Here is a 20,229-nt window from a genome sequence, read left to right as displayed (position 1 = left end):
TTTAGGAGAAATAGAATGATACATCAGAATAAGGTGGCGTTAGTCACTGGTGGAACTACAGGAATTGGCAGAGCAACTGCGATCGCATTCGGTGCTGCTGGAGCAAAGGTAGTATTCTCAGGCAGACGCGATGCAGAAGGAGAAAAAACTGCCAAACTAATCCGTGAAACAGGCGCTGAATGCTTATACGTTCATTCAGATGCCTCGAATGAGGAAGACATCAAAGCATTAGTGCTTCATACAGTCGCAACCTATGGACGACTCGACTGCGCCTTCAATAATGCAGGCGTTGAATCACCCGGAAAACCGCTACACGAGCAACCGATCGAAGAGTTTGACAACCTCATGGCGATTAACGTGCGAGGAGTATTTCTATGCATGAAATATGAGATTGAGCAAATGCTGACTCAAGGATCGGGCGTGATCGTTAATAACTCCTCAATTGAAGGGTTGATTGCTCTTCCAGGGGCATCTCCTTACGTTGCGAGTAAACATGCCGTCATGGGGTTAACGCGCTCGGCAGCACTTGACTATGCCAAGCAGGGCATTCGGATTAATGCGGTGAATCCTGGCGGCATTGCGACTGAGAGTTTCGATCGTGCCTTGATGAAAAGGGGCATCACGGCTGACGATCTTACCGCGATGATACCGATGGGTCGCATTGCTCAAGCAGAAGAAGTCGCTCAAGTCGTTGTTTTTCTATGTTCTGATGCTGCCAGTTACATCACAGGGCAACCGTTCGCGATCGATGGCGGATATACAGCGAGTTAATTTTTGATTTTTGATGGTGGACTCACAGTGAATCGATCCATTTCAAGAGAGAACAACCGGACTTAATTTTAGGAGAAATAGAATGATACTTCAGGATAAAGTGGTGCTTATCACTGGCGGAACTTCAGGAATTGGTCGTGCAACTGCGATCGCTTATGCCCAACAACAAGCAAAGGTGGTGATAGTGGGTCGTCGAATTGATGAAGGTGAAGAAACTGTTCGATTGATCAAGGAAGCTGGCGGAGAGGCGATTTTTGTGCAAGCAGATGTCACGAAAGAAGCCGATGTTAAAGCAATGGTTGATAAAGCGGTTAGCGTTTTTGGTCGGTTAGATATTGCCTTTAATAATGCAGGAACTGTCGGCGAAAACCCCTCATTGATTGAGCAAACAGAAGCGGAATACGAGCGCACGATGAACGTCAATATCAAAGGCGTTTGGTTGTCGATGAAACATGAAATCGCTCAGATGTTGAAACAGGGAAGTGGTTCAATCGTCAATATGGCATCTACGGTTGGATTCGTTGCATATCCTATCCAACCCCTCTACGCCGCGAGTAAACATGCGGTCGTAGGTTTAACAAAAGCTGCTGCGCTCCAATATGCCAAAGCAGGTATTCGCATCAATGCCGTTGGACCAGCAGCAATCCAAACAGATATGCTTGAAGCAGCTACAGGTGGGCAGGATGAAGCCAAAGCTTACATAACAGGACTTCACCCGATCGGACGAATTGGAACACCGCTTGAAGTTGCAAATGCAGTTCTGTTTTTGTCATCTGACCTGGCATCGTTCGTAACAGGTGAAACGTTGATGGTAGATGGTGGGTATGTAGCGCAGTAGTCGAAAGGCAGTGCGAAACGTTTGATACAGCACTTCAAGCGACTCACTAAAGTAACACTGAAATAGGTTCGCTAATTCCATAGGAAACTCCATAAGAATCTGCAAGAAGTTGAGTGTTGGAACTGACTACACTCAAGTGAACTAAGACAAAGAGAACTTAGGAGTTGATGATTATCTCCAAAGTTGGAGAACAGAAAAAGATGATGAACCAAAACAAAGAGATTTACGAGTGCGTCATTGTCGGTGGCGGTTCCGCTGGACTCAGTGCGGCACTGCTTTTAGGCAGAAGTCGCCGTCGAGTGTTAGTCTGCGACAAAGGGAATCCGCGTAACGCTCCCGCACACGAGTCGCACAGCTTTTTCACCCGCGATGGTATCAGTCCGCATGAACTTTTGAGCATCGGGCGCGACCAACTCAAACCTTATAAAAGCGTTGAATTTCAAGCGATCGGGGTCAAGGAAATCAACCCATCCGGCAATCAATTTGAAGTTGTGTTTGAGGATGGCACGATAAAAAAAACGCGCAAAATTTTGCTGGCTTTCGGGGTAATGGATGAATTTCCAGCTCTCGAAAACTTTGGTGATTTCTGGGGCAAAAGCGTATTTCAATGTCCCTATTGCCATGCCTGGGAAGTGCGCGACGAGCCGCTTGCCATTGTTGGAAATGGCGAAACGGGCATTGAAATGGCGGCATTGCTGAAAAATTGGAGTGCTGATTTAGTCCTCTGCACCAACGGCAAAGCCGATCTAACCGCCGATCAAAGGACACTGTTGGAAAACCACAAAATCCTTGTTCGCGAAGAGAAAATTATCCGACTCGAAGGCGATAACGGACAATTAGAAAACATCGTTTTTGAGACAAACGAGAAAATTGCGCGTCGCGCAATACTGATCCGACTAAAGCAAACACTCCGTTCAAACCTAGCTGAAAAGTTAGGCTGTGAGTTGAATGAATTCAATTTAATCAAGACGACCAATGTTTTCAACGAAACTAGCGTCAAAGGCGTTTATGCGGCAGGTGACATCACTTCACCCATGCAAGGGATCGCCGTTGCTGTTTTTCAGGGTAGCGTTGCTGCTGGCGGCTTAAATCACTCTCTGATTATGGAAGATTTCGTCTAAATCAAGGTGATTCAATCTTTATCAGAACAAGCATCGTGGCTGGTCTAGTTTCATAGACCAAGAGAGTAGGGAAAGTCATGCGTGTTAATTACATATCAAGTCTACAGAGCGATCTAATGATGCAATCTTTGTGGTTTTTTGGTTCTTACCTTACCATCCTTGCTGATCGCACCACGACCGGAGGACACGGGGTGACTATTCTTGGCATACAAGCGGATCAGGTTGAGTGGGCACGCTTGTATATGGAACCTGTGTAAGCTTCATGAGTTACCAAATTGCTTTTAGGAGATGTAATCCCGATCTCTCAACCAGACCAATCCTTGCATCATTCCTGATACAAGCTTACGTTTATCGGCTTCGAGTAATTTGATGCATTGGGTTTCGTATTTGAGTTGTCATTCCTGGCGGAGCGCACGCCATTAACTGGACTCACGCTGATCAGGTCAATCCCATGTTACTGGACTTCCTACAACAGGAAAATTAATCAGTGTCCTGCCGCATCTCTAACTTGTGAAAAAACTCTGTGATTCACCACGTTAAGTCAGGGTTACACACTCGGCCGTGTTTGAGTTCTTAAAAAAGAGGTTTGCTATGAAGATTCTCATTGTTCTCACGTCTCATGACCAACTTGGCGATACCGGAAAGAAAACTGGTTTCTGGCTGGAAGAGTTTGCTGCTCCCTATTATAGCTGTCGCCATAAAGGTTAGGACAAAATTAACGGTTGAAACGATCACGCACCAGTAATAAACATAAAAGCCTTCTGCCTTTAGCTATCAATAGGAGAATTAAGCATGACTAGACTTACAGAAAACCAATCGAAAAATACTACAAGCCTGCCTGATGGTCCACAAAGTCCAGGATTTCTGCAAATAATCCAGAAAATTTTTTACTACTTGGAGTATCTGGACGCTGCACGAGAGCGCTATGGCGATATTTTTACAATGCGATCGCCTGGATTTCCCCCAACTGTAATCTTGAGCGATCCGCAGGCGATTCAGGAGGTCTTTACCGCTGACCTAAGCCTGTTTGACACCGGAACCAAGATTTTGCAACCTTTACTGGGGGAATACTCACTGATACAGCTTGATGGGCTTCCGCACCAGCGTCGGCGAAAGCTGTTGATGCCTCCCTTTCATGGGGAACGGATGCGAACCTATGCTGAGTTGATTTGTGACATCACTGAGCAAGTGATGAGTCAGTGGACGCTTGGTAAGCCCTTCTGTGTTCGTTCATCCATGCAAGAAATCACTCTGCGCGTCATCTTACGCGCTGTTTTTGGGATTGATCAGGGAGAGCGATTCGAGCAACTCAGGCAACTTCTGGGTTCCTGGCTAGATTCGTTTAACTCTCCTTTGCGTTCCAGCTTTCTCTTGGTCAAGTTTCTTCAAAAAGATTTAGGAGCCTGGAGTCCTTGGGGACGTTTTCTGCGCCAAAAACAGCAAATTGATGCACTCCTAATCGCTGAGATTCGGGAGCGGCAAACGCAACCCAACTCATCTCGTGAAGATATCCTAAGCTTAATGATTTCGGCGCGGGATGAAGAGGGTCAACCGATGGCAGAGGAAGAGTTACGAGATGATTTAATGACTCTGCTTTTTGCCGGTCACGAAACCACCGCCTCCGCTCTAGCTTGGGCATTTTACTGGATTCACCATTTACCAGAGGTTCGTGAGAAGCTTATGAGCGAGCTAGATACACTTAGCCCAGACTTAGACCCAAGCGCTATTGCCAAACTTCCTTATCTCAATGCAGTCTGTAGTGAAACGCTGCGTATTTACCCAGTTGCCTTGTTTTCCTTCTCTCGAACGGTGAAGTCACCGCTAGAGTTGATGGGCTATCAACTTGAACCGGGTACGGTGCTAGCTCCTTGTATTTATTTGACCCACCAGAATGCAAGTATCTACCCAGAGCCAAAGCGTTTTAAGCCAGAGCGCTTTCTAGAACGTCAGTTCTCGCCTTATGAGTATCTACCTTTCGGGGGCGGGAACCGTCGCTGTCTTGGTTCTGCTTTGGCCCTGTTTGAAATGAAACTGGTACTAGCAACAGTGTTATCACGGGCTAACCTGGTGCTTGCGGATAAGCGTCCAGTTCGCTCTGTACGTCGTGGCTTTACCTTTACCCCCTCTGATGGTGTACGGATGGTGATGACAGGTTCGCGTTAACGAGGAAAAACCCTTAGCCCTCCTTAACTGACCTATCCCTCATTCTTGAGCTAGGTGTCAATGCCCTGTTGTGAAAATGATAATGAAGGTCGCATTTATCCCTCTTCTGTCACTTTCCGAAAAACCTTGCGTTTTCTGAATCCCAGAGCGTAGACATAGCAAGCGATCGGACAATTTTTTCTGATTAGAAATTCTTGAAGATACGAAATTGGTCAAAATGCGATCACCAACCCCTGCATGATTCAGCATACCTTGTCTTTGGGAATTACTAATCATACGAAAAACCGGAGAGTGACAGAAGAGGGATACGTGCTGAAGGATGCGGGAGCAGCGATCGCGGTGGCTTCACCGAAGGGCGGTCAGCCGCCGCTCGATCCGAAAAGCGAGGTATCCGAGTTCCAGACCGAATTAACGAAGCGCTTCCGCACAGACACCGCAGCGCAGGCTGAACTTGCCAACACGAAAAAGCTAGCCGACGTGTCCGCAAACGATTTCGACGCAGTCTTCTATCCCGGCGGACATGGCCCGATGTGGGACATGCCCGACAACGCGACATCCATCGCACTGATCGAAGCCTTCGTGAAAGCCGACAAGCCAGTCGGTGCAGTGTGTCACGCGCCGGTTGCGTTGATCAATGTGCGCGGAAAGGACGGCGAGTATCTAATCAAAGGCAAGCGCATGACTGGGTTCACGAATGCAGAAGAAGAAGCGGTGGGCTTGACCGCAGTCGTACCTTTTTTGTTGGAAGACCGGCTAAAGGAACGGGGTGGCATCTACAGTAAAACCGCCAACTGGGTTCCCTATGTCCAAGTGGACGGGAGGCTCGTGACCGGACAGAATCCGGCCTCTTCGGAACCCGCAGCGGAAGAGTTGCTGAAGTTGCTTCGCTCTGTTTGAGCTGAACTTTTGTCACGGGCGCGAACCTCAAAATTGATGGCGGCTTAACCGCTTGAACGATCTGTAATCAAATTTGTAATCCCCAAACTCCACCAGGAGAATATGACTCACTACGACTACATTGTGATCGGCGCAGGTTCGGCAGGCTGCGTGGTTGCCAATCGGTTGACCAAAGATCCTGAAACAACTGTGTTACTTCTCGAAGCAGGCAATCCAGATACGAAACCAGAGATTCACATTCCAGCAGAATGTATCAATCTGTTAGGAACTGATGTGGACTGGGGCTATTTCTCCGAGCCAGAACCCTACCTGAATCACCGCAAAATGTTCTGTTCCCGTGGCAAAGTTCTGGGGGGCAGCAGTTCGATTAATTTCATGAACTATGTTCGAGGCAATCCTCATGATTATGACCACTGGAAGGAATTGGGAAATTTGGGTTGGAGTTATCAGGATGTTTTACCTTATTTCAAAAAATCGGAACACTCCTCACGAGGTGAATCTGAATTTCATGGAATTGATGGGGAACTGAGTGTAACCGATCTGATTGCGCCGACTGTGATCGCTCAACGATTTGTAGAGGCTTGCGTCGCAGCCGGATATGACTATAACCCTGACTTCAACGCTAAGCAACAAGAAGGAGCAGGACGCTATCAAGTTACGATTAAAGATGGCAAGCGGCATAGTGCTGCTGCGGCTTTTCTTGTACCCATTCTCCAGCGTTCCAATTTGACCGTCACCACTGGAGCATTGGTAACTCGATTGTTATTTGAAGGAACCCGCACCGTTGGAGTGGAATATCTACACAAAGGAACCCGGCATCAAGTTCAGGTCAATCAGGAAGTGATTTTATCAGCAGGTGCGTTCGATTCGCCGAAACTACTAATGTTGTCTGGAATTGGTAATGCAGAAGAACTGCGATCGCTCAATATTCCGGTCGTAGCCGATCGACCCGGTGTGGGTCAAAACTTGCAAGACCATATTCTCGTTCCTATTGTGTATCAAGCAACTCAGGATCTACACTACGCAAGCACGAGCGGGATTGGAGAAGCTGGACTATTCCTGCATAGCGAGGTCAATTCGGAGGTTGCACCTGATTTGCAGTTCTTGTTCAATCCTACCCAGTTCCTTCCCCCTGGCTATGCTCCCGCTGAGTTCGGATTTACAGGGGCTGTCACGTTGACCCATCTGCAAAATGTCGGTAGTGTTAGCTTGCGTTCGCGTAGCGTGGGCTTTGCCCAATCGTCTGATTCCACAGATCCACCCCAGTTTCAGATGAACTATCTGCAAAGTGAAACGGATGTGCAAAAGTTCGTTTTCTCAATTAAATTAATGCGGCAATTACTTCATACCAGTTCCTTGGATGAGTTTCGCGGTGCAGAAATCGCTCCGGGTGCCGACATTCAGAGTAATGAAGCCCTTGAAGCATACATTCGGGACACTGCTAGCACACTGGGGCATCCGGTCGGCACTTGCAAAATGGGAACTGATCCGATGGCAGTGGTTGATCCTGAACTCCGAGTACATGGAATTCAAGGATTACGTGTCGTTGATGCTTCCATCATGCCAACGATCACAACAGGAAACACAAACGCACCGACCATCATGATTGGTGAGAAAGCGGCAGATTTAATCAGGAAAAAATCGTTCTAGCCGCGTTGGTATTTGGGCTTTTACACCTGCCCGCAACTGCCGCGATAGTTCCACTCACTCCAGTTGTGATTATTCGGGCGTTGTTACTGAATGGGATTGCTGGCATTGCTTTTGGTTGGCTCTTTTGGCAATACTCGCTTGAGGCTGCGATGTTATCCCATGTCAGCTTTCATGCCTTTTCCTTTGCTCTTAGCCTAATGCTAGCAAGATTTGTCTAAGCTTTTTTCTAAAGCGATTTCATGATTATTTCAAGAGAGAACAACCAGACTTGATTTTAGGAGAAATAGAATGATACTTCAGGATAAAGTGGCGCTAGTCACTGGTGGCGCATCGGGAATTGGTCGAGCAACCGCGTTAGCGAAGCTTAACGAAGTTATCGCCTTCGGTGCTGCGGGAGCCAAAGTGGTCTTCTCGGACATACGCAGTGTAGAAGGGGAAGAAACGGCTGATTTGATTCGCGAGACTGGAGCGGAATGCTTGTTCGTCAAATCAGATGTATCGAGTGAAGCGGATGTGCAAGCCCTGGTGCAAAAAACGGTCGCTACTTACGGCAAGCTCGATTGTGCCTTTAACAACGCTGGGATTGATCTGGCTGTTAAACCGTTGCACGAACAATTGATCGAGGATTTTGACAAGATCATGTCGATCAATGCGCGAGGGCTATTTCTATGTATGAAATATGAGATTCAACAGATGCTGACCCAAGGCGCAGGCGTGATCGTGAACAACTCGTCAACGAATGGTCTTGTTGCGCTTCCGGGGATCTCTCCCTATGTTGCCAGCAAACACGCAGTGATGGGACTGACGCGATCGGCTGCGCTTGATTATGCCAAGCAGGGCATTCGGATTAATGCGGTGAATCCTGGCGGCATTGCGACTGAGAGTTTCGATCGTGCCTTGATGAAAATGGGCATCACGGCTGACGATCTTACCGCGATGGTACCGATGGGTCGCATTGCTCAAGCAGAAGAAGTCGCTCAAGTCGTTGTTTTTCTATGTTCTGATGCTGCGAGCTATATCACAGGGCAACCGTTCGCGATCGATGGCGGATATACAGCGAGTTAATTTTTGATTTTTGATGGTGGACTCACAGTGAATCAATCCATTTCAAGAGAGAACAACCGGACTTAATTTTAGGAGAAATAGAATGATACTTCAGGATAAAGTGGTGCTTATCACTGGCGGAACTTCAGGAATTGGTCGTGCAACCGCAGTTGCGTTCGGGGAAGCTGGTGCAAAAGTGGTGCTCTCCGGGAGACGGGAGGCAGAAGGTGAAGAAACTGCTGCACTGATTCGCGATACCGGAGCAGAGTGCCTCTTTGTGCGATCAGACGTATCCGATGAAGCAGAAGTTCAAGCTTTAGTCGAGAAAACGATCGCCACCTACGGCAGACTCGATTGTGCCTTTAACAATGCTGGGATTGAGTCTCCTCTCAAACCACTGCACGAACAATCGATTGAGGATTTTGACAAACTGATGTCGATTAATGTGCGGGGGCTGTTCTTGTGTATGAAATATGAAATCCAACAGATGCTGAACCAAGAATCAGGTGTGATTATCAATAATTCGTCAATGGGTGGGTTAATTGCGTTTCCAGGAGTATCTCCCTATGTTGCCAGTAAACACGCGGTAATGGGGCTGACGCGCTCTGCTGCACTCGATTATGCCAAACAAGGTATTCGGATTAATGCTGTCAATCCTGGACTGATTGCTACTGCAATGATAGATCGCCTGAGTAGTGGCTCGACTGATGATTTCGCGTCTATGGTACCAATGGGGCGCATGGGGCAAGCAGCAGAAATTGCTCAAGCGGTTGTTTTTCTATGTTCTGATGCTGCCAGCTACATCACGGGACAACCTTTGGTAATCGATGGTGGATTTACAGCGAACTAATCCGCGATCTGCCTTGGCAGATATCTCCTTGCGATCGCATTCGACGGCTCATCTTCTTCGATGCCTTTGTCCTCAACGATGGAGAGAGCCTTAGAGATAACGTTCCACCGCATCTTCAAACATTACTCGACGAGCTAGTTAGAGAATCGGACGATAACACAGTGATGATGCCGTTTGAGATTTGGCGAGAAGCGTTTCTCAACGATGCTGACCTCGATTTGGCTCGATCGAGTTACGCACAACTATCCCCTGAACCGTATCAACCGTGGATTGACAAGCTGGACTTGAGGCAGTTTTACTCGCTGCCCATTCCTAAAAGTTACCTCTACTGTACAGAAGACACTGCTTTACCTCAAGGCGAGTGGGGATGGCATCCCAGGATGTCTAACCGCTTAGGGCAATTTCGGTTCGTGCAAATGCCCGGTAGCCATGAGGTGATGTTTTCTAACCCGATTGGTTTAGCAGAAAAGATTATTGTGGCAGGACGGGACTAGCAACATGATGGTTTCATAACAAAATAAACGAGTTGCCGTTCTTTGAGAAGTAGAAAAATAGCTTGAATACCGTTGAGTGACTCAATTTACAACACGGAGAGAAACAAGGAGAAATTATGGAAACTAGACAAATCGCCGTCATAGAGCGACTGCAACAAGCACAGAACGCACAAGACCTGGAAGCGCTTTTAGCCTGCTTTGCACCCAACTTTCAGGGCAATCATCCACTCCATCCTGAGAGAGAGATCGAGGGAATTGAGAATGCCCGTAAGAATTGGTCTGGCATCTTCCACGCCATCCCAGACTTTCACTCAGAGTTGCTCCGTTCGGCAGTAGAGGGTGACACGGCTTGGGCTGAGTGGTACTGGTTCGGCACCCATCGTGATGGTACGCAGTTTGGTATGCGCGGCGTGACTATTGTTGGTGTACAAGCGGATCAGATCGAGTGGGCACGCTTGTATATGGAACCTGTATCAGCGAGTAGCGAATAACCCGTAAACTCAACGGAAATTGCTCAAGCGGTTGTGTTTCTCTGCTCTGATGCTGCTAGCTATATCACTGGGCAACCCAAGCGCGATCGATGGTTGATATACAGCAGGCTAAATCGCGATCTGCCTTGGCAGATATCTTTTTGCGATCGCACTTGGATACCCGAACCTGCTTTCGAGTCTTCAAACAAGCTTGTTCGTCAGTGCAGGAGCTTCCTACATTGTTTGTCTCCTCAGCACCTTCCCATTTTGGCACGAGACGACGATCCGCTTCTATCGCAGACGGAATTCAGCGGTAATTCTACCCTGGTTGGTGATTGGAATGAACATTGTTTGGATGATCTGGGATGTTCAGAGTCAGAACTGGACGATAGAAGCCATTTTACGAGCGTTTTCGAGGCTATTAGTTGTCTTAGTGTTTGCAGAAATCATTGCTATTACATGGCAAGTGAATTCTGAAAATTGATGGCTAAATCGGATGATACCGAAACGAACTTGCTCTTCACCATAAGAATCTGGAAGAAATCAAGCATTGGAACTCAGTACACTTCAGATCAATGCAACGAAATTAATACTAGGAGAAGCACAATCATACTTCAAGATAAAGTGGCGTTGCAGGGGTAATTGTCAATACTTCATCGGTCGGGGGTCTAATCGCATTCCCAGAGGCATCTCCCTACATTGCCAGCAAACATGCAGTGATGGGACTGACGAGATCGGCAGCACTCGACTATGCCAAACGAGGCAACCGGGTGAATGCCGTTAGTCCTGGTTTCATTGACACTGAGATGAACGATCGCACATTAGAGCTATTGGGAATTACGGTAGATGCTCTTGTCTCTAGATCTCCAATGGCGCGTGTCGGTGAAGCAGCAGAAATTGCTCAATTCTTACAGAACGGATCGAGAACAGGCGTTTAAGCAGCCGATCTATGTGAATGAGTCCCGGAACCGTCGAGGCGAGAGAACTACATTGATTACCGGGGGCAACACGATTGTCGATCGTGATTTCTGTGAGATCAATGTCGAGTTCGATCGCTCTAGAGAAATTCAGTCCTGGCGCTATGAGGGTAATTCTCCAAAAGATTGCAACATTAAAAGCCTGCCGAAAACGCTCCAGGAGCAATTACAAAAAGACGGCATTCTTCCGTAGGTCAATGCCATGTTCAACACGGCAAAACCACGACGAGAAGTACTGGAATTCGACCTGTTTGGATTTCGACTCTCGTTTCAAAAGATACCAATGCGCCGCGCAACCCTTTTCGCGATCGCGCTACTCTTTACCACCCATTTCGCCTCCGCCTGCACGGAGTCCACAGCAATGTCACCTACAATCACCAATCCTGAAACCAAGCGAGTCGATGTCGTCGAGCAACATTTCGGACAGACGATCGCTGACCCCTATCGCTGGCTGGAAAACGATGTCCGCAATGACAAAGAAGTCGCCGCTTGGGTCGAATCGCAGAACAAAGTCACCAATGCTTATCTCAATACGCTGTCGGGTCGGGATATCTTCAAGAACCGACTGAAACAGTTGTACAACTATGAGCGGTTCGACATTCCGGTCAAAAAGGGGGGGCGGTATTTCTACCTCCATAATTCCGGACTTCAAAACCAACAGGTTTTCTATGTCCGCGACAGCGTGGATAACGCAGGGCGCGTGCTGATCGATCCCAACAGTTGGGCAGAGGACGGGGCGACTGCGTTTGCTGAATGGTCAGCTTCTGATGATGGCAAGCGCGTGGCTTATGCGGTGCAGGATGGCGGTACCGACTGGCGCACGATTCGAGTGTTGGACGTGAACACGGGCAAGGTACTCGACGATGAGGTCAAATGGGTAAGATTCACCAGAATCATCCCATGGACGAAGGACGGATCTGGCTTTTTCTACGCCCGTTACCCTGAACCGAAGCAGGGCACCGAATCGCAAGCAAGCGTAGCCAACCATGCCGTCTATTTTCATGCGATCGGCACCCCCCAGGCGCAAGATCGACTGGTCTATACAAACCCGGATCAGCCGAATATGCTGCATGATTTGAGCATCACCGAAGACGGGCGTTATCTCGCGATCGCTTCTACGCCCATTTCAGCAACCAACACACTGACCGTGGTGGATCTCCAGAGCGCCGACTGGAAACCCCGCAAGCTGATCGATAATCTCGATAATCAATGGGGCGTCATCGGCAATGTGGGGACGAAGTTCTTCCTCATGACTAGCCAGGACGCGCCGCGCTTCAAGGTCGTGACGATGGACATCGCCGCTGCCGACCCAGCGATCGAGGATGTGGTGCCGGAGCAGGATTCGGTTCTGCTCAATCCGTCGCTGGTCGGCGGACGGTTGCTGATCTCCTATCTGGTTGATGTGAAAACGGAAATTCGACGCTATACGCTCGATGGCAAGGCTGATGGTGTGGTGAAGCTGCCCGGTATCGGCACCGCTGGCCGTTTTAAGGGCAAACAGGACGACCCGGAAACCTTCTTCATCTTCACCAGCTTTAACGCTCCGGACGTGATCTATCGATATGATGTCGCCAGCAACACGGCGCGGGTGTGGGCACAACCCAAGGTGGCAATCGATCTCAGTCAGATCGCAGTCGAACAGCGTTTCTATACGTCAAAGGATGGCACCCGTGTCCCGATGTTTATCGTCCGACGCAAGGATGTGACCCGTCCGGCACCAACCGTGCTCTATGCCTATGGGGGATTTGGAATTCCCATACTTCCTGCTTTCTCGCTGGATTCTCTGGGGTGGGTCGAACAAGGCGGAGTGTACGCGATCGCCAATATTCGCGGTGGCTTTGAATATGGCAAAGGATGGCACGAAGCAGGTCGTCGTCAGAACAAGCAAAATGTCTTCGACGATTTCATCGCAGCGGGCGAGTATCTGAAGGCGCAGGGAATCACGCCACAAGACGGCTTGGCAATTCAGGGCGAATCGAATGGCGGACTCCTGATCGGCGCAGTGGTCAATCAGCGACCGGATTTGTTCGCTGCCGCGCTGCCCCAGGTCGGTGTCATGGACATGCTCCGCTTCGACCAGTTCACGAGCGGGAAAACATGGGTAGACGAGTTTGGGTCTCCGGCACGGGAAGCGGATTTCCGTAACCTCTTGAGCTATTCGCCTTATCACAACATTGAGTCTGGCAAGGCATATCCCGCGATCCTTGCCACCACTGCCGACACAGACGATCGCGTGGTGCCGGGACACACCTTCAAATATGTTGCCGCGCTCCAAGCGGCAAATATCGGACCCAAGCCCCACCTTGCCCGCATTGAGACACGCGCGGGACATGGAGCAGGCAAGCCCACCGACAAGATCATCGAGGAAACGGCAGATATGTGGGCTTTTGCGGCTCACTGGACAGGGCTGGATGTTGGGAATAGGAAATGATCGGAGCACAGCAGCAGAACACCCCGATAAACGGACATGAAGCAACGCAGGAGATCAACATGCTGTATGAAAATAGAACAGGAGAAACAGGATGATACTTCAGAATAAGGTGGCGTTAGTCACTGGCGGAACTTCAGGAATTGGTCGTGCAACTGCGATCGCTTATGCCCAACAACAAGCAAAGGTGGTGGTGGTGGGTCGTCGAATGGATGAAGGTGAAGAAACTGTTCGATTGATTAAGGAAGCTGGCAAAGAGGCGATTTTTGTGCAAGCCGATGTCACGAAAGAAGCCGATGTTAAAGCAATGGTTGATAAAGCAGTTGGCGTTTTTGGTCGGTTAGATATTGCCTTTAATAATGCAGCAACGGTCGGCGAAAACCCCTCACTGATTGAGCAAACAGAAGCTGAATACGAGCGCACGATGAACGTCAATGTCAAAGGCGTTTGGTTGTCGATGAAATATGAAATTGCTCAGATGTTGAAACAGGGAAGCGGTTCAATCGTCAATACGGCATCTGCGAATGGAGTCGTTGCATTTCCTACCTTCCCCCTCTACACCGCGAGTAAAAGTGCAGTAATAGGCTTGACAAAAGCGGCTGCGCTTCAATATGCCAAAGCGGGGATTCGCATCAATGTCGTTGCACCAGGAGCAATCGAAACAGATATGCTTGAAGCAGCTATAGGTGGGCAGGATGAAGCCAAAGCTTACATAACAGGACTTCACCCGATCGGACGAATTGGAACACCGCTTGAAGTTGCAAATGCAGTTCTGTTTTTATCATCTGACCTGGCATCGTTCGTAGTAGGTGCAACATTGCTGGTAGATGGTGGGGCTGTAGCGCAGTAGTCGCTCGGCAGTGCGACACGTTGCGACCAAGTAGCGATCGACACCGATATGAATCCCGCAGATGGAGACGTTGCCGCAGCCATGATCAAGATGATTGCCCTCGGTCGCTACGGACAGGGTGACGAGGTGGCTGGCATAGTCTCTGATCTTGCTAGTTCTGAAACTGCTTTTGTTACAGGTACGAGTCTCAAAATTGATGGCGGCTTTACCGCTACCAAGAAAGTTTTGTCACAACTGGAGTGAGAATCCAGTCTAAATACACTCAGGAAGGGAACAAGCATGATTCACGCTTATGCAGCCAAAACAGCAGGCGGATTACTGGAGCCATTTGAATATGATCCAGGTGCGCTAAAAGATGAAGAAGTAGAAATCAATGTCGAGTACTGTGGGGTCTGCCACAGCGATCTGAGTATGCTAAAAAATGACTGGGGCATTAGCCAGTATCCCCTTATTCCTGGTCATGAAGTAGTCGGAACCATTGCAGCCGTTGGCAATCGTGTGACAACCGTTAAAATCGGTCAGCGAGTCGGATTAGGTTGGTTTTCCCATTCCTGTATGCATTGCGAGCGGTGTATGTCAGGCGATCACAACTTGTGTCTAACAGCAGAGCGAACTATCGTCGGTCGGTATGGAGGCTTTGCTGACAAGGTACGGGCACATGAAGAGTGGGTCACTCCTCTGCCAGAAGGAATTGATCCAGCTAAGGTAGGACCACTGTTCTGTGGTGGCATTACCGTGTTTAACCCAATTGTTCAGTTCGACGTGAAGCCAACTGATAAAGTCGGTGTAATTGGCATTGGCGGTTTGGGACATATAGCATTACGGTTCCTACAAGCTTGGGGATGTGATGTCACTGCGTTTTCGACAAATCCTGATAAAGAGTCTGAAGCCCGTGAGTTGGGAGCCACTCACTTCGTCAACTCTCGCGATACTAAAGCAATTGAGGATGTCGCCAACTCGTTTGACTTTATTCTCTCAACTGTGAATGCAGATCTAGATTGGGGAATATACATCAACGCGCTGCGTCCCAAAGGACGGCTACATTTTGTTGGAGTCGTACCGAATGCGATTCAGATGGGTGCATTCCCCATAATTCTTGGGCAAAAATCCTTATCGGGTAGTCTTATTGGTAGCCCGACAACAACTGCAAAAATGCTCGACTTTGCAGCTCGTCATGGGATTGAACCTGTCACAGAAACTTTTGATTTTAGTCAAGTGAATGAAGCAATCGCTCATCTTGAAGCAGGAAAAGCTCGATATCGAATTGTGTTGAAACACTGACAGGGTGACGAGGTGGCTGGCATGGTCTTTTATCTTGCCAGTCCTGAAGCCGCCTTTGTCACAGGCGCGAGCCTCAAAATTGATGGCGGCTATACCGCTTGAACGAGACGTAATCAAATTTGTAATCCCTAAACTCGACCAGGAAAACACGATGTCACAAAAACTCTCAGGAAAAGTTGCGCTTGTCACTGGCGGCACCAGCGGCATCGGACTTGCCACTGCTAAGCGATTTGTCGCCGAAGGTGCCTATGTCTTTATCACGGGTCGTCGTCAGACTGAACTTGATGCTGCTGTAAACGAGATTGGTAAGAACGTTACTGGCATTCAGGGCGATGTCTCAAATCTGGCAGACCTCGATCGGCTTTACGCCACGATCGAGCAAGAGCAAGGTCGTTTGGATGTAATCTTTGCTAATGCTGGCGGTGGTGAATTCATCCCGCTTGGATCGATCACCGAAGAACACTTTGACAAAACCTTCAACACCAATGTCAAGGGTCTACTGTTCACGGTGCAGAAGGCACTGCCGCTGATGCCAGAGGGCGCTTCCATCATCCTGAATGCCTCAACTGCTTCCATCAAGGGTATTCCAGCTTCCAGCGTGTATAGCGCCACCAAAGCCGCCGTGCGATCGTTCGCCCGCACCTGGATAGTCGACCTCAAAGACTACCAGATTCGAGTGAATGTGGTCAGCCCTGGTCTCATTCCGACTCCCGCTTACGATCTTCTCTGGGGACTCAGTGAAGAGCAACTGAAAGAATTGGTGGCGAACCTAGCTAAAAATGTCCCATTGGGACGAGCTGGTACGCCCGACGAGATCGCCAAAGCCGTTGTCTTTCTAGCTTCAGATGACAGCAGCTATGTAAGCGGCATTGAGCTATTCGTCGATGGTGGCTTCACACAAATCTAAGATTGCTTCCTAGTAGTTTACCAACCCAAAATTGCCGTGTAGGTCGAGTAGAGGGAGCGGGGGTAGCAGGGGGAGAAAATTCCTCCCCAGCCTCAATATCTTCCCCAGCCCCCCTGCCTGCCACCACGCAAAGTTCTCTTGGCAGACTACTAGTTAAAAAGCACTACCCGATCGCGTGTAGAAGTCCACCTATAAACTTCCCATCGAACAGAGTCGAAGGAGAAACACAAATGCCACAGGAAAAGATGCCACAAGTCTCTGACAAAGAACTGATGATGAGTAACACGCTCATGATTCAGCCTGAGTACCGCGAGGAGTTCCATCAAGAACTCCGGGAGATCCTGCCTCAAGCCCGCCGTTTGGAAGCGTGCATCTCACTTGAGGTCGGTGAGGTCGCCGATCAGCCTGGGATGTTTGTGCTGTCCGAGCGCTGGCGTAACGGAAACGAGTACCTGAACGAGAGCCTGCAACTGCCCTTCTACCAGCGATACCTGGAACGCAGCCAACCATTCTACGCAGCTTTGCGAGCAGTTCTCGTCCTCACGCCAATCTAAATGGGTGCTGTGTCCAGAGCGGTCACCTAACAATGCAGCAAATGGTCTCAAGCCGCTAGTGCTGCGTTCGAGTTTCTTTGTCGTCGCTGATTTGAGCCGTTGGGCGTTTTGGGTGATGTGAGGTGTGGAACGGATGACGGATAAACTTGAGCAGAACAAACAGACGGTCAGTCTTCTACCCCGGCGGCCATGGCCCGATGTGGGACATACCCGACAACGCAACATCCATCGCACTGATCGAAGCCTTCGTGAAGGCGGACAAGCCAGTCGGTGCAGTGTGTCACGCGCCGGTTGCGTTGATCAATGTGCGCGGAAAGGACGGCGAGTATCTAATCAAAGGCAAGCGCGTAACCGCGTTCACGAATGAAGAAGAAGAAGCGGTGGGCTTGACCGCGGTCGTACCTTTTTTGTTGGAAGATCGGCTAAAGGAACGGGGTAGCATCTACAGTAAAACCGTCAACTGGGTCCCCTATGTCCAGGTGGACGGGAAGCTCGTGACCGGACAGAATCCGGCCTCTTCGGAACCCGCAGCGGAAGAGTTGCTGAAGTTGCTTCGCTCTGTTTGATGTGTGCGGTAGTAGGCTTAACAAAAGCTGCTGCGCTCCAATATGCCAAAGCAGGTATTCGCATCAATGTCGTTGCGCCAGCAGCAATCGAAACAGATATGTTTGAAGCAGCTACAGGTGGGCAGGATGAAGCTAAAGCTTACTTGGCAGGACTTCACCCGATCGGGCGAATTGGAACACCGCTTGAAGTTGCAAATGCAGTCCTGTTTTTATCATCTGACCTGGCATCGTTCACAACAGGTGAAACGTTGATGGTAGATGGTGGGTATGTAGCGCAGTAGTCGAACGACAGTGCGAGATCAGCAATTCTCATTTTGAAATAAATAGGGTATTAATCGCCATTTTGAAATTGAAAACGTAGCACAAAATAATTAGTTATTCAGGGAAAGGCGACACCAAACAGCCCACCGTAGACATCACTAAAAAATTTACTATATTAATTAAGTATAAATACTTAATATATTAGGAGGATTGCCTGAAACCGAAGGGTAAATCCAGGAGAAGAGTTCTGTTTTTACAATATAGAACTCAATTAAAATAACAATTTATAATAGTTGTCGAGCTTTGGTAAAATTAGTGAATTGAAAAATATTTAACTCTATAATTTAAAGAAACCTTAATGCCTCTAAAAATTTTTCTAGGAGCATTAAGGTTTAATAAATTTTAAGCAAGCGTCCTAAAGGAGCTGAACTACTTGGAAGCAGAAATACTCTAAGGGGTTGAGCAAAAATGAATTGAACAAACATGATTTGGAGTATCTGTGAAGTCAACACTATTAATTGTGGGGTATCGAAGGTTTGTTCAATTTATAGAGAGCGGGAATGCTTAAGGCTGTCAGAATTAAAGTAAATTTAAGCAGATGGTGAGGATTTAGTAATTCTCAATTCTTTCTGACTGTCCTTCAACTGTTTCCAAAGTGCCTTTATTTGGTTGTAAGACTCGGACGGGTCAAGCTGACCATTACTTTCCAAAACAGAAATGTAACCGACCTTTTGAGCAAATTCTTGTAAATTGGTATTGAATACTAAGTTTTCTGGCTTCATCTGGCCGTAGTACCGATTACGAGAGTAAAGAAAGTTGTATTTGTCTTCAAAATTAGCTTCGTCCATTATTTCGTCCTAATCATCATAGTTAATATCTCAAATTACTTATAGTATTCAAAGCACAATGAATAAGAGGTAAACCTTTAGTCATTGAAGAGAAATAAAAATTTAGTGCAAGATGCAAGTAAAAATACTGCTAATTTTGACTAATTAATTAAGAAAATGGAGAGCAACACGAGAACGTGTTGCATATATGCATTGCTTTCGACTATTTTGCAGTATTGACAACACAACGAATAGTTGACGTATATACGTTGTGTATGTCGTGCAGGTCAATATTATGGTGTTTTACTTAACCAATAATATCTGCCGATTGGTTGTGTACAACTCCCGTTAGGGCTTCATGGGGTAGCTTATTCAGACGCTGATAACTCGGTTATGGAGAGAGAGCGAATCAACTCCCGAATCACATCAGTTGCAGGTCTACCTGTCATTACACAATATCGTTCAAGTTTTTCGCTTTCAACTGATGCGAGATTTATTGTGATTCGTTTGATAGCCCATTTTTTGTTCATGACTTGCCCTAATAATTAAATTTAATGAATTATCCAGACTTTAAATGCCAAGTGTAATACTTAACAAATATATAGATGTTAACCACAGCATACTTGCCGTAAAACTATTTTTAGCACATCCTTCACCAGAGTATTTACTTGTAGCCCAAAACTTCACTGATAAATCATTTATATGAACTTTAGAACATTTGAAATGAGCTTGTATTTTTTGTAAATATTGTTAAGCAAAGCGAAATTGGAGTGAGCCTTGCAAGAGGCGTATAATCAGCAAGTATTGCCAATTGGATTTAGTAAACCTTATCTTCATACAATTGCATCTAATATTCATTTGCTCTTTACCCAAAGGTGAAATTGACTAACTACTCTGGATATAGACTTTCATTCAAGCACTATATTTAACTCTATAACTTAACGAAACCTTAAGCAAGCTAGAAAATTTTCTAGCTTGCTTAAGGTTTAATAATTTTGGTTCTTCAGTATCTGTTATACCAAATTATTGTGAAGCTGCATAAAACTGTCTAAAGCTAGAATGCTTACTAAGCAAGCTTTTTAGCCTTTTTATTCTATGCAACTTCATACAAAATTGGTATAATACCAAATTATTAATTAGACATCAAAACTAGGTATCCGCTCAATAAATCGGGGTAGTGCAAAAAATAAAAAGTAGATAGATGCACATAGCGCCGTAGAATATATCACATGGCGCAAAAGCAATCTCCAGAAAAACAAGTAGAGGCATTATTGCAAACC

The 20,229-nt window shown here is 47.5% G+C and carries 26 protein-coding genes and 2 pseudogenes; 25 read left to right on the top strand and 3 right to left on the bottom strand.

What is annotated here, in order from left to right:
• Window positions 1-15: 15 nt before the first annotated feature.
• The 13 genes and pseudogenes from H6G96_RS35260 to H6G96_RS35195 all read left to right on the top strand — a co-directional run bounded on the left by H6G96_RS35260 (window position 16) and on the right by H6G96_RS35195 (window position 10,319).
• A complete protein-coding gene (locus tag H6G96_RS35260) occupies window positions 16-771 on the top strand; it encodes an SDR family oxidoreductase (RefSeq protein ID WP_190918431.1) in 756 nt (251 codons plus the stop codon).
• Window positions 772-853: 82 nt separating this feature from the next.
• Window positions 854-1,609: an SDR family oxidoreductase gene (locus H6G96_RS35255; RefSeq protein ID WP_190918428.1), complete on the top strand. Its 756-nt coding sequence runs from the start codon at window positions 854-856 to the stop codon at window positions 1,607-1,609.
• 167 nt (window positions 1,610-1,776) lie between these two features.
• Window positions 1,777-2,730: an NAD(P)/FAD-dependent oxidoreductase gene (locus tag H6G96_RS35250; RefSeq protein WP_199339833.1), complete on the top strand. Its 954-nt coding sequence runs from the start codon at window positions 1,777-1,779 to the stop codon at window positions 2,728-2,730.
• A 116-nt stretch (window positions 2,731-2,846) separates the two neighbouring features.
• Window positions 2,847-2,987 carry a hypothetical protein gene (locus H6G96_RS35245; protein WP_206757689.1) on the top strand — a complete coding sequence of 47 codons (141 nt, stop codon included), beginning with the start codon at window positions 2,847-2,849 and terminating at the stop codon, window positions 2,985-2,987.
• Between the two features lie 334 nt (window positions 2,988-3,321).
• Window positions 3,322-3,420: pseudogene (locus H6G96_RS42985) on the top strand (type 1 glutamine amidotransferase domain-containing protein); the annotation flags it as partial.
• A gap of 102 nt (window positions 3,421-3,522) precedes the next feature.
• Window positions 3,523-4,893 carry a cytochrome P450 gene (locus H6G96_RS35230; RefSeq protein ID WP_190918424.1) on the top strand — a complete coding sequence of 457 codons (1,371 nt, stop codon included), beginning with the start codon at window positions 3,523-3,525 and terminating at the stop codon, window positions 4,891-4,893.
• Between the two features lie 291 nt (window positions 4,894-5,184).
• Entirely contained in the window at window positions 5,185-5,790 is a 606-nt protein-coding gene (locus H6G96_RS35225; RefSeq protein WP_347242317.1) for a type 1 glutamine amidotransferase domain-containing protein, read from the top strand.
• Between the two features lie 102 nt (window positions 5,791-5,892).
• Window positions 5,893-7,440 (top strand): GMC family oxidoreductase N-terminal domain-containing protein, encoded by a 1,548-nt coding sequence (locus H6G96_RS35220; RefSeq protein ID WP_190918422.1) that lies wholly within the window; start codon window positions 5,893-5,895, stop codon window positions 7,438-7,440.
• Between the two features lie 5 nt (window positions 7,441-7,445).
• Entirely contained in the window at window positions 7,446-7,658 is a 213-nt protein-coding gene (locus tag H6G96_RS35215) for a hypothetical protein (protein ID WP_242063538.1), read from the top strand.
• A 70-nt stretch (window positions 7,659-7,728) separates the two neighbouring features.
• Window positions 7,729-8,505 carry an SDR family oxidoreductase gene (locus H6G96_RS35210; RefSeq protein WP_190918420.1) on the top strand — a complete coding sequence of 259 codons (777 nt, stop codon included), beginning with the start codon at window positions 7,729-7,731 and terminating at the stop codon, window positions 8,503-8,505.
• An 82-nt stretch (window positions 8,506-8,587) separates the two neighbouring features.
• Window positions 8,588-9,334, top strand: coding sequence for an SDR family oxidoreductase (locus H6G96_RS35205; RefSeq protein ID WP_190918418.1), 747 nt, complete (start codon window positions 8,588-8,590; stop codon window positions 9,332-9,334).
• A gap of 164 nt (window positions 9,335-9,498) precedes the next feature.
• Window positions 9,499-9,828: a salicylate esterase gene (locus H6G96_RS35200; protein WP_190918454.1), complete on the top strand. Its 330-nt coding sequence runs from the start codon at window positions 9,499-9,501 to the stop codon at window positions 9,826-9,828.
• A gap of 116 nt (window positions 9,829-9,944) precedes the next feature.
• Window positions 9,945-10,319: a nuclear transport factor 2 family protein gene (locus H6G96_RS35195; protein WP_190918416.1), complete on the top strand. Its 375-nt coding sequence runs from the start codon at window positions 9,945-9,947 to the stop codon at window positions 10,317-10,319.
• 64 nt (window positions 10,320-10,383) lie between these two features.
• Here the strand turns inward: H6G96_RS35195 and H6G96_RS41885 are convergent, their stop codons facing one another.
• The gene (locus tag H6G96_RS41885) at window positions 10,384-10,572 is read right to left on the bottom strand and encodes a hypothetical protein (protein ID WP_242063537.1); all 189 of its coding nucleotides are present in this window, start codon (window positions 10,570-10,572) and stop codon (window positions 10,384-10,386) included.
• Between the two features lie 66 nt (window positions 10,573-10,638).
• Here H6G96_RS41885 and H6G96_RS41880 point away from each other — a divergent pair, with 66 nt between their 5' ends.
• The 12 genes and pseudogenes from H6G96_RS41880 to H6G96_RS35135 all read left to right on the top strand — a co-directional run bounded on the left by H6G96_RS41880 (window position 10,639) and on the right by H6G96_RS35135 (window position 18,142).
• Window positions 10,639-10,782 carry a hypothetical protein gene (locus H6G96_RS41880; RefSeq protein WP_242063536.1) on the top strand — a complete coding sequence of 48 codons (144 nt, stop codon included), beginning with the start codon at window positions 10,639-10,641 and terminating at the stop codon, window positions 10,780-10,782.
• 157 nt (window positions 10,783-10,939) lie between these two features.
• Complete coding sequence (locus H6G96_RS35185) at window positions 10,940-11,236, top strand: SDR family oxidoreductase (protein WP_190918449.1); 297 nt, start codon at window positions 10,940-10,942, stop codon at window positions 11,234-11,236.
• A 13-nt stretch (window positions 11,237-11,249) separates the two neighbouring features.
• The gene (locus H6G96_RS35180) at window positions 11,250-11,468 is read left to right on the top strand and encodes a hypothetical protein (RefSeq protein WP_190918413.1); all 219 of its coding nucleotides are present in this window, start codon (window positions 11,250-11,252) and stop codon (window positions 11,466-11,468) included.
• Between the two features lie 9 nt (window positions 11,469-11,477).
• Window positions 11,478-13,706, top strand: a complete 2,229-nt coding sequence (locus tag H6G96_RS35175; RefSeq protein WP_199339832.1) for a prolyl oligopeptidase family serine peptidase — start codon at window positions 11,478-11,480, stop codon at window positions 13,704-13,706.
• Window positions 13,707-13,797: 91 nt separating this feature from the next.
• Window positions 13,798-14,553, top strand: coding sequence for an SDR family oxidoreductase (locus H6G96_RS35170; protein ID WP_190918411.1), 756 nt, complete (start codon window positions 13,798-13,800; stop codon window positions 14,551-14,553).
• A gap of 48 nt (window positions 14,554-14,601) precedes the next feature.
• On the top strand, window positions 14,602-14,796 hold the full coding sequence (locus tag H6G96_RS35165; RefSeq protein WP_190918410.1) for an SDR family oxidoreductase: 195 nt from the start codon (window positions 14,602-14,604) through the stop codon (window positions 14,794-14,796).
• Between the two features lie 36 nt (window positions 14,797-14,832).
• On the top strand, window positions 14,833-15,834 hold the full coding sequence (locus H6G96_RS35160; protein WP_041042803.1) for an NAD(P)-dependent alcohol dehydrogenase: 1,002 nt from the start codon (window positions 14,833-14,835) through the stop codon (window positions 15,832-15,834).
• Between the two features lie 21 nt (window positions 15,835-15,855).
• On the top strand, window positions 15,856-15,936 hold the full coding sequence (locus H6G96_RS35155; RefSeq protein ID WP_199339834.1) for a hypothetical protein: 81 nt from the start codon (window positions 15,856-15,858) through the stop codon (window positions 15,934-15,936).
• 49 nt (window positions 15,937-15,985) lie between these two features.
• Window positions 15,986-16,741 (top strand): SDR family oxidoreductase, encoded by a 756-nt coding sequence (locus H6G96_RS35150; RefSeq protein WP_190918407.1) that lies wholly within the window; start codon window positions 15,986-15,988, stop codon window positions 16,739-16,741.
• Window positions 16,742-16,971: 230 nt separating this feature from the next.
• Window positions 16,972-17,295 (top strand): antibiotic biosynthesis monooxygenase, encoded by a 324-nt coding sequence (locus H6G96_RS35145; protein ID WP_190918406.1) that lies wholly within the window; start codon window positions 16,972-16,974, stop codon window positions 17,293-17,295.
• 167 nt (window positions 17,296-17,462) lie between these two features.
• Window positions 17,463-17,861: pseudogene (locus tag H6G96_RS35140) on the top strand (type 1 glutamine amidotransferase domain-containing protein); the annotation flags it as partial.
• On the top strand, window positions 17,861-18,142 hold the full coding sequence (locus tag H6G96_RS35135; protein ID WP_242063534.1) for an SDR family oxidoreductase: 282 nt from the start codon (window positions 17,861-17,863) through the stop codon (window positions 18,140-18,142). The pseudogene H6G96_RS35140 and the gene H6G96_RS35135, both read left to right, overlap by 1 nt.
• A 570-nt stretch (window positions 18,143-18,712) precedes the next feature.
• On the opposite strand, the gene H6G96_RS35130 is transcribed toward H6G96_RS35135, so the two are convergent.
• Both H6G96_RS35130 and H6G96_RS35125 read right to left on the bottom strand, forming a co-directional pair.
• Window positions 18,713-18,970, bottom strand: a complete 258-nt coding sequence (locus H6G96_RS35130; protein WP_190918403.1) for a hypothetical protein — start codon at window positions 18,968-18,970, stop codon at window positions 18,713-18,715.
• A 347-nt stretch (window positions 18,971-19,317) separates the two neighbouring features.
• Window positions 19,318-19,479 (bottom strand): CopG family transcriptional regulator, encoded by a 162-nt coding sequence (locus H6G96_RS35125; RefSeq protein WP_190918401.1) that lies wholly within the window; start codon window positions 19,477-19,479, stop codon window positions 19,318-19,320.
• Between the last annotated feature and the right edge of the window lie 750 nt (window positions 19,480-20,229).

The sequence above is a fragment of the Nostoc sp. FACHB-892 genome, assembly GCF_014698795.1.
GTDB lineage: Bacteria > Cyanobacteriota > Cyanobacteriia > Cyanobacteriales > Nostocaceae > Nostoc.
Note: the sequence above shows the minus strand (reverse complement) of the source record. Positions and strands in the feature narration are given on the sequence as shown.

Bases quoted from the DNA above. Each gene is read 5' to 3' on its own strand.
- H6G96_RS35260 (WP_190918431.1), top strand. From the start codon at position 16: ATGATACATCAGAATAAGGTGGCGTTAGTCACTGGTGGAACTACAGGA.
- H6G96_RS35145 (WP_190918406.1), top strand. From the start codon at position 16,972: ATGCCACAGGAAAAGATGCCACAAGTCTCTGACAAAGAACTGATGATG.
- H6G96_RS35155 (WP_199339834.1), top strand. From the start codon at position 15,856: ATGGTCTTTTATCTTGCCAGTCCTGAAGCCGCCTTTGTCACAGGCGCG.
- H6G96_RS35160 (WP_041042803.1), top strand. From the start codon at position 14,833: ATGATTCACGCTTATGCAGCCAAAACAGCAGGCGGATTACTGGAGCCA.
- H6G96_RS35210 (WP_190918420.1), top strand. From the start codon at position 7,729: ATGATACTTCAGGATAAAGTGGCGCTAGTCACTGGTGGCGCATCGGGA.
- H6G96_RS35245 (WP_206757689.1), top strand. From the start codon at position 2,847: ATGATGCAATCTTTGTGGTTTTTTGGTTCTTACCTTACCATCCTTGCT.
- H6G96_RS35255 (WP_190918428.1), top strand. From the start codon at position 854: ATGATACTTCAGGATAAAGTGGTGCTTATCACTGGCGGAACTTCAGGA.
- H6G96_RS35205 (WP_190918418.1), top strand. From the start codon at position 8,588: ATGATACTTCAGGATAAAGTGGTGCTTATCACTGGCGGAACTTCAGGA.
- H6G96_RS35150 (WP_190918407.1), top strand. From the start codon at position 15,986: ATGTCACAAAAACTCTCAGGAAAAGTTGCGCTTGTCACTGGCGGCACC.
- H6G96_RS35135 (WP_242063534.1), top strand. From the start codon at position 17,861: ATGTGTGCGGTAGTAGGCTTAACAAAAGCTGCTGCGCTCCAATATGCC.
- H6G96_RS35175 (WP_199339832.1), top strand. From the start codon at position 11,478: ATGTTCAACACGGCAAAACCACGACGAGAAGTACTGGAATTCGACCTG.
- H6G96_RS35165 (WP_190918410.1), top strand. From the start codon at position 14,602: ATGAATCCCGCAGATGGAGACGTTGCCGCAGCCATGATCAAGATGATT.
- H6G96_RS35195 (WP_190918416.1), top strand. From the start codon at position 9,945: ATGGAAACTAGACAAATCGCCGTCATAGAGCGACTGCAACAAGCACAG.
- H6G96_RS35220 (WP_190918422.1), top strand. From the start codon at position 5,893: ATGACTCACTACGACTACATTGTGATCGGCGCAGGTTCGGCAGGCTGC.
- H6G96_RS41880 (WP_242063536.1), top strand. From the start codon at position 10,639: ATGAACATTGTTTGGATGATCTGGGATGTTCAGAGTCAGAACTGGACG.
- H6G96_RS35250 (WP_199339833.1), top strand. From the start codon at position 1,777: ATGATTATCTCCAAAGTTGGAGAACAGAAAAAGATGATGAACCAAAAC.
- H6G96_RS35170 (WP_190918411.1), top strand. From the start codon at position 13,798: ATGATACTTCAGAATAAGGTGGCGTTAGTCACTGGCGGAACTTCAGGA.
- H6G96_RS35125 (WP_190918401.1), bottom strand. From the start codon at position 19,479: ATGAACAAAAAATGGGCTATCAAACGAATCACAATAAATCTCGCATCA.
- H6G96_RS35130 (WP_190918403.1), bottom strand. From the start codon at position 18,970: ATGGACGAAGCTAATTTTGAAGACAAATACAACTTTCTTTACTCTCGT.
- H6G96_RS35200 (WP_190918454.1), top strand. From the start codon at position 9,499: ATGATGCCGTTTGAGATTTGGCGAGAAGCGTTTCTCAACGATGCTGAC.
- H6G96_RS35230 (WP_190918424.1), top strand. From the start codon at position 3,523: ATGACTAGACTTACAGAAAACCAATCGAAAAATACTACAAGCCTGCCT.